This is a genomic window from Candidatus Villigracilis vicinus (genome assembly GCF_016702885.1).
Classification (GTDB): Bacteria; Chloroflexota; Anaerolineae; order Anaerolineales; family Villigracilaceae; genus Villigracilis; species Villigracilis vicinus.
Genome location: NZ_JADJDD010000021.1, coordinates 24,665 through 31,063, shown reverse-complemented (window position 1 = coordinate 31,063; position 6,399 = coordinate 24,665). Strand labels below are relative to the sequence as shown.

At 50.0% G+C, this 6,399-nt stretch carries 9 protein-coding genes; 2 read left to right on the top strand and 7 right to left on the bottom strand.

The genetic code is table 11. The features are described 5' to 3' along the window. The 3 genes from IPG80_RS14460 to IPG80_RS14450 form a co-directional block, all read right to left on the bottom strand. A partial coding sequence (locus tag IPG80_RS14460; RefSeq protein WP_345108022.1) for an N-6 DNA methylase occupies nt 1–468 on the bottom strand: 468 nt, incomplete at its 3' end. Between the two features lie 40 nt (nt 469–508). After that, on the bottom strand, nt 509–601 hold the full coding sequence (locus IPG80_RS14455) for a hypothetical protein (RefSeq protein ID WP_345108024.1): 93 nt from the start codon (nt 599–601) through the stop codon (nt 509–511). A gap of 79 nt (nt 602–680) precedes the next feature. Continuing rightward, nucleotides 681–812 carry an N-6 DNA methylase gene (locus tag IPG80_RS14450; RefSeq protein WP_345108023.1) on the bottom strand — a complete coding sequence of 44 codons (132 nt, stop codon included), beginning with the start codon at nt 810–812 and terminating at the stop codon, nt 681–683. Nucleotides 813–944: 132 nt separating this feature from the next. Here IPG80_RS14450 and IPG80_RS14445 point away from each other — a divergent pair, with 132 nt between their 5' ends. Further along, nucleotides 945–1,166, top strand: coding sequence for a hypothetical protein (locus IPG80_RS14445; RefSeq protein ID WP_345108021.1), 222 nt, complete (start codon nt 945–947; stop codon nt 1,164–1,166). Nucleotides 1,167–1,368: 202 nt separating this feature from the next. Here the strand turns inward: IPG80_RS14445 and IPG80_RS14440 are convergent, their stop codons facing one another. From IPG80_RS14440 to IPG80_RS14425, 4 genes are all read right to left on the bottom strand, one after another. Continuing rightward, the gene (locus IPG80_RS14440) at nt 1,369–2,016 is read right to left on the bottom strand and encodes a hypothetical protein (protein WP_345108019.1); all 648 of its coding nucleotides are present in this window, start codon (nt 2,014–2,016) and stop codon (nt 1,369–1,371) included. Between the two features lie 112 nt (nt 2,017–2,128). Further along, on the bottom strand, nt 2,129–4,462 hold the full coding sequence (locus IPG80_RS14435) for a DEAD/DEAH box helicase family protein (protein WP_345108017.1): 2,334 nt from the start codon (nt 4,460–4,462) through the stop codon (nt 2,129–2,131). A 23-nt stretch (nt 4,463–4,485) separates the two neighbouring features. Beyond that, nucleotides 4,486–4,680 (bottom strand): hypothetical protein, encoded by a 195-nt coding sequence (locus IPG80_RS14430; protein ID WP_345108016.1) that lies wholly within the window; start codon nt 4,678–4,680, stop codon nt 4,486–4,488. 95 nt (nt 4,681–4,775) lie between these two features. Then, nucleotides 4,776–5,237 (bottom strand): transposase, encoded by a 462-nt coding sequence (locus IPG80_RS14425; RefSeq protein ID WP_345108014.1) that lies wholly within the window; start codon nt 5,235–5,237, stop codon nt 4,776–4,778. Nucleotides 5,238–5,460: 223 nt separating this feature from the next. Between IPG80_RS14425 and IPG80_RS14420 the strand changes: the two genes are divergently transcribed. Then, on the top strand, nt 5,461–6,390 hold the full coding sequence (locus IPG80_RS14420; RefSeq protein WP_345108013.1) for a cation diffusion facilitator family transporter: 930 nt from the start codon (nt 5,461–5,463) through the stop codon (nt 6,388–6,390). Nucleotides 6,391–6,399 lie beyond the last annotated feature (9 nt).

Sequence of the window (6,399 nt, the reverse complement as noted above, 5' to 3'; positions counted from 1 at the left end):
AAACATCATCAGCGCGCACCTTCCATGCATGTTCGCTTTCCTACGCGCATCCCACCATTCAATCAGCGGCGCAAACCTTCGAACTGCATCGCGCGTTCTTGGAGTAGCTCTTCTGACCTCGGGGAGAGAATGCTCATAGTACCAAATCTCAGTTGTCGGCTGGGAGCGAGCGAAGAAAAGCAAATTGGTCGGTATCGACGTATACGGCGCGAAGACTCCGTTTGGCAGGCGGATAATCGTATGCAGGTCAAAGTTCCGCAGCAGTTGTTCCTTGATCCGCGCCGAAACGCCGTCGCCGAATAAAAATCCATTCGGCACCACCACGCCGCAGCGTCCGCCGTGTTTCAGCGAACGCATGATGAACTGCATGAACAGCAGCGCGGTCTCGCTGGCGCGCGTGTTCTCGGGGAAGTTCAACTGAATGCCCGCCTCCTCCTCGCCGCCGAAGGGCGGGTTGGTCACGATCACGTCAAAGCGGTCTTTCTCCCGATCTCGTTCAGCGGATTCTTCAACGCGTTATCGCGGCGGATGTTCGATTCTCGACGCCGTGCAGCAGCAGGTTCATCGTGCTCAACAAATACGGCAGCGGCTTCTTCTCCACGCCGAACAACGTCTCGCTCTGCAACTTGATCTGGTCTTTGAATTCTTCGCCAGCGGCTTGAGATATTCATACGCCTCGACTAAAAACTGCCCGTGCCGCACGCGGGATCGAGAACGGTCTCTCCCAGCCGCAGCCTGACTCTGTCTACGATCAGTTTCACTACGGGACGGGGTGTGTAGAACTCGCCCGAGTCGCCTGCCGCGTCCCGCATTTCCTTCAACATCGACTCATACAAATGCGCCAGCGTGAAAATCTCATCCTTCGACTGAAAGTGGATATCCCATCCACCAGGTTGACCACGTCCCGCAGCAGATAGCCCGAGAGCATACGGCTGTACGTTTCCTTGAAAACCTCCGCCACCTTCAACCGTTCATCCGACCCCGACAGCCCGCGCAGCGCAGGCAGCAAGCCGTCATTGACGAACTTGATCAAATCCTCACCCGTCGCCCCTTATCCTCATTCGACGCCCAATCCCGCCAGCGATACGGCGGCGGAAATGATCGGCTTATACTTCTCCCGCGTCGCCTTCGCATCCTCCTCCCGCCGAATTTCCAAATCGTCATAACACTTCAAAAACAAAATCCACGACAACTGCGGCAACCGATCCAAATCCCCATTCAACCCCGCATCCTTCCGCATAATGTCACGGGAGGATTTGATGAGGGAAGAGAGGGAGGCTTTGGTGTTGTGTTGGGGCGATGTTGGTTTTTTCATATAATCCTTGTTATCAGACCCTAAGGGTTTTCAAAACCCTTAGGGTCTCTAATTTATATTTTAATCAATATCATCTTCCGCAAACCACTTGCTTGCGCGTCACTTACCCATTCTGTGTGCAACCTCAAATAATCTTCCTTACTCCCAAACCACCTCAAAACTTCGCCCCGATTAACAATTGTCTTCGTCTCACCCAGTATTATCCCATACGACGAATACTTCCAGTCCCGAAAATCATCCACGAACTTATGCTTCTGCGGGTTCTGATGAATGTACGCGATCACATTCCAAAACTGCCTGTCACTCGTAATCGGCACCCGCCCAAATGGATGCTGAAACAGACTCCCTGTTCTTCCATACGCCTTGTTAATCGCCTTGGCGTACGCATTGAAGAAATTCGAGAATTGGTCACTTACATATCCAGACCCTAAGGGTTTTCTCGCCTGACCTTCATCTTGATTTGCAAGACTGCCTTGCCCACCTTGACGACTATTTACGGAAGAAACCCTTAGGGTCTCTTTATCGAGGGTCTTTTTGTATTCAACGATTTCCTCTTCCGACTTCACCCTCACCAGCATATGAAAATGATTTCTCAACATGCAATAGCCAAACAAATCACAAACTGGTTCAATGTGCTTCGCGAACAAATTCAAGAAATGCGCATAATTCCGCTCTTCAATAAATATATTTTCGCGATTCACACCGCGATTGTAAATGTGATAGTAAGTATCGTAGAGAAGTGGGGAAGGGCTCGTCATATTATCTTATATTCCAGACCCTAAGGGTTTCTAAAACCCTTAGGGTCTTTTTTATTCATTCATACAAAAACTTCTGCAACTCATCCACCGCTTGCAACATCTTCTCCGCCCCGCCGAACAACTGATAAATCTCATACGTCGAACCATAGCGGTCAAACGGTGAAACCTGCAACACGCGCGGCAGCTGGTCAAACTCCCCAACCCCATAATCCGCGTACTTCTCCAGCAAAGTCTCCAAAATCTCCCTTGCCGCAGGCGTAAAGGTATTGAAGAAGTTCGCTTTCTTCTGGCGCAGCTTCTCAGCTCGCTCACGGCGGCTTACCAACGGCGCGTTATACGCCACATGCAAAAGCAAATCCAGCGCATCGGCTTCTTCGTGGTGGGTCACATGTGCCAAATGGTCAGGGTCAATGCCACGCGCGCGCAACTGATCTAAAATCTCTTTACGCTGCTCGGCTTGCGTCCACACCTGCCGCAAATGCTCTGCCGTCAAATTCAAGCGGCGGATATTCTGGGTCACATAATCAGTAAATTCAACGGTCTTTAGTACATTGCCATTGGGGTCAAGTTCAAAGGCTTGCTCCCCTGCAATGTACACATGTACATTATCCAAATAATACTTGCGCGGCAGTTCGCCTATAGACCCTAAGGGTTTCTCAAAACCCTTAGGGTCTTCTTCTGGTTGAAGCGTCCCTTCCTCACTATCTTCAACGCTTGTTTCATTACCATCTTTATCAATCTCAGTTTTTGTCACCCGCACAGGGTCGCCATCGAAAGCGGGGTCATAAAACAACTGGGTTGCACCCACATAATCCAAGATCGTAAACCAAAACTTGCCATGCTCTTCCGAAACCCGCGTCCCACGTCCAATGATCTGCTTGAACTCCGTCATCGAATTGATCGTGCGGAACAACACCACATTGCGGCAGGTCGGTGCATCCACGCCAGTTGTCAACATTTGCGATGTGGTCAAAATAACAGGCACTTCTTTTTCAGGGTCTTGGAAGTTATCCAAATGTCCACGCCCAACAGAACCTTCTTCTGAAACCACCCGCTCTACATAATGCAAGTGAATTTTGCTTAAATCGGCATTGGCATTGTTCAAGGCAATACGCATGTCCAACGCATGTTCCTGATCCACACAAAAGACAATCGTCTTATCAAAGCGATTCGTCCGCTTGAGATATTCTGTCAAATGCTTGGCTACCACTTCTGTACGCGATAGCAAAGAAACAACCCGTTCAAAGTCTTTCGTGCCATACAAGTCAGCGGGAATCTCACGCCCAAAACGATCCAATACACCCGCATCCACCTGCAAGCCGCTGGCATCCACATCGGGAATCACACGATACACCCGATACGGTGCAAGGAAACCATCGTCAATGCCTTGTTTCAGGCTGTATTCATAAATGGGTTCACCAAAATACTCATAGGTGTCCACATTGTCATTGCGCTTGGGGGTTGCCGTCATGCCGATCTTGGTAGCCGAGTCAAAGTAATCTAAAATCTTGCGCCAGCTCCCTTCTTCATTGGCTGAACCACGATGGCATTCATCCACGATAATCAGATCAAAAAAGTCTCGCGGATATTTCTCGTATAAATTCTCACCCGTTACAGGGTTTGCCAATGCCTGATACAAAGCAAAATAAACTTCACGGCTCTTTACCGCTTTTCCTTGTATCTTCTGCAACGCCTGTCCCATTGGGGAGAAGGTTCTATCTTTAGCTTGGTCAATCAACACATTACGGTCAGCAAGGAACAAAATCTTCTTCTTGCGCTTCGCCTTCCACAAGCGCCAGGCAATTTGAAAAGCCACAAAGGTCTTGCCTGTCCCTGTTGCCATGGTAATCAAGATACGCGGCTGCCCCGTCAATACAGCATTCACAGCCCGATTGATCGCCACTTGTTGATAATATCGCGATGATTTTCCGCCCACTTCCTGCCAATAATCAGAAAGCGAGTCTTTTTCTTCTTTTTCACTTTGGAAGTTAAATGTGCCTTTTAATCGTCCCCATAATTCATCAGGGCTTGGGAAAGCATCAAGATTACGCTCCAAACCTGTAATGAAATCGTGTTCCACAATCCCCTTGCCATTGCTGGAATACGCAAACTTCAAGCCCATCATTTCAGCATATTGAATAGCTTGTTGCAACCCAGCCGCAGGGCTTTTATATTCCGCTTTCGCTTCTACGACAGCAATATGAATATTTTGCCGAATCGATAGCACATAGTCAGGTCGCAAGCCTTCTTTACGAATATGCCTGTCACCAATCGGCACGATCCGTCCGCGCGTTAAGACCATCTGCTCGGAGATATATTCATCCTCCCAACCAGCAGTATGTAACTTTGGAACGATATAAGTTCTACAAGTATCGGCTTCTGTCGGCATGGGTCTCCCCATTTCCATTTATTTTACCCGAGCTTTAAGACCTCCGAGGTCTCCACATACGTCCGAAACTCCTCATCCACCTGCCGGTTTCGGATATAGTCCACCACGAACTTTTTATACTCCTCCCCCGTCCCAAAATTCTCGGCGATAAATTCATGGTTCACCAGCGTCCCATTGCGCAAGCCCAGCCACTCCAGATAATTCGAAAAATCCCACATCTCTGGCGCAGCCGCCAACCCCTATTTCTGTCATTGCGAGGAGGGCGACAGCCCGACGAAGCAATCTTACACACAGTCTTGGGGATTGCTTCGCCCTATCGGGCTCGCAATGACGGGGTATATCTTCGATATTTCGCATGGATGTATGCACACAAGGTCAGTAAATATTTATAGGTTGTCACTGGCTTGGCTTGGAACTGTCCCTGAAAGAGCGCGCCTGTCCGCTCAAAGCGCTTGTTGATGGCTTTGGTGTAAGAGATCAAGAACTTTTGCATAGCGAGAGACACCTGCTTCGAGGCGTCCTGCCTTAAGACTTCGGAAGTCTGGTTGGCAACCTCGGAGGTCTGGTGCTTAGCCACCACCTTTACCAAAAGATGATAGTGCGTTGGCATCAGGCAATACGCAATCACCTCCACCCGTCCACGCAGGTAACGCTTAATGCCTTTTAGAAAATAAACATAATTCTCGCGTTCCATAAAAACAACCTGACGGTTATTTCCGCGATTATAGAAGTGATAATACTGATCGGGTACGAAAGGAATTTCTCTTCTTGGCATACCAATTCCAGACCTCCGAGGTCTCCCAGACTTTGGAGGTCTGGAGGGTTTAGGGGTCTCAACGTAGTTCCCCATGATGAAAAAAGTATAGCATAAGCATAACGATTCCCTTTGGCTACCCGACAAAAATCCCCCCTTCAAAACACCTGGCAAGTAAACCCATCCCCTCACACCTGACACCTGTCACTTACCCAATCTTCCCATCTTGATTAGAATTCATTCAATGCAGAACACCCCCGATATCACCAATCGAAAATTCCTCACGCGCTTTGCCTGGGTATCCATTGGCGCGGCAGTCCTGACCATTCTGCTGAAGACGATTGCCTATCTCCTCACCGGCTCGGTCGGTCTGCTCTCCGATGCGCTCGAGTCTCTGGTCAACCTTGTGGGCGCATTGATGGCGCTTGCCATGCTCACCGTCGCTGCCCGCCCGGCAGATGAAGACCACGAATACGGGCACAGCAAAGCGGAATATTTCTCAAGCGGCGTGGAAGGGACCTTGATCGTCATCGCCGCCATCAGCATCATCGTCACCGCCGCGCCTCGTTTATGGAACCCGCAGCCGCTCGAACAAGTGGGCTTGGGTCTCGCCGTATCTGTAGGAGCTTCGGTGGTTAACTTGCTCGCCGCTTTCTTCATTCTGCGAGCTGGTAAAAAATACAAGTCCATTACCCTCGAAGCCAACGCCCACCACCTCATGACCGACGTCTGGACCTCTGTCGGCGTGATCGCTGGCGTCGGTCTGGTGGCTCTCACCGGCTGGCAGCGCCTCGACCCCATCGTAGCGTTTATTGTCGCCGCCAATATCATCTGGTCTGGGGGGCGCATCGTCCGTGATTCGGTACTGGGACTCATGGATACGGCACTGCCCAATGAAGAACGCGAAGTGATCATCAAGATCCTTGATAAATACAAAAAAGATGACATCCAATATCATGCACTGCGCACACGGCAATCTGGAGCGCGGCGGTTCACTTCTTTTCACATCCTCGTCCCCGATTCATGGACGGTATTGCAGGGTCATCAACTGCTCGAAAAAATAGAAGCCGAGATCCGCAACGCACTGCCCGATATCACCGTCTTCACCCACTTGGAACCGCTCAACGACCCCACCTCATGGGACGATACCAAGCTCGATCGTCCAAAAAACTGATCCAACCCA

Coding starts and splice junctions, on each gene's coding strand:
- IPG80_RS14450 (WP_345108023.1), bottom strand. CDS start 812: ATGCGGGACGCGGCAGGCGACTCGGGCGAGTTCTACACACCCCGTCCC.
- IPG80_RS14435 (WP_345108017.1), bottom strand. CDS start 4,462: ATGCCGACAGAAGCCGATACTTGTAGAACTTATATCGTTCCAAAGTTA.
- IPG80_RS14430 (WP_345108016.1), bottom strand. CDS start 4,680: ATGTGGGATTTTTCGAATTATCTGGAGTGGCTGGGCTTGCGCAATGGG.
- IPG80_RS14425 (WP_345108014.1), bottom strand. CDS start 5,237: ATGCCAAGAAGAGAAATTCCTTTCGTACCCGATCAGTATTATCACTTC.
- IPG80_RS14420 (WP_345108013.1), top strand. CDS start 5,461: ATGCAGAACACCCCCGATATCACCAATCGAAAATTCCTCACGCGCTTT.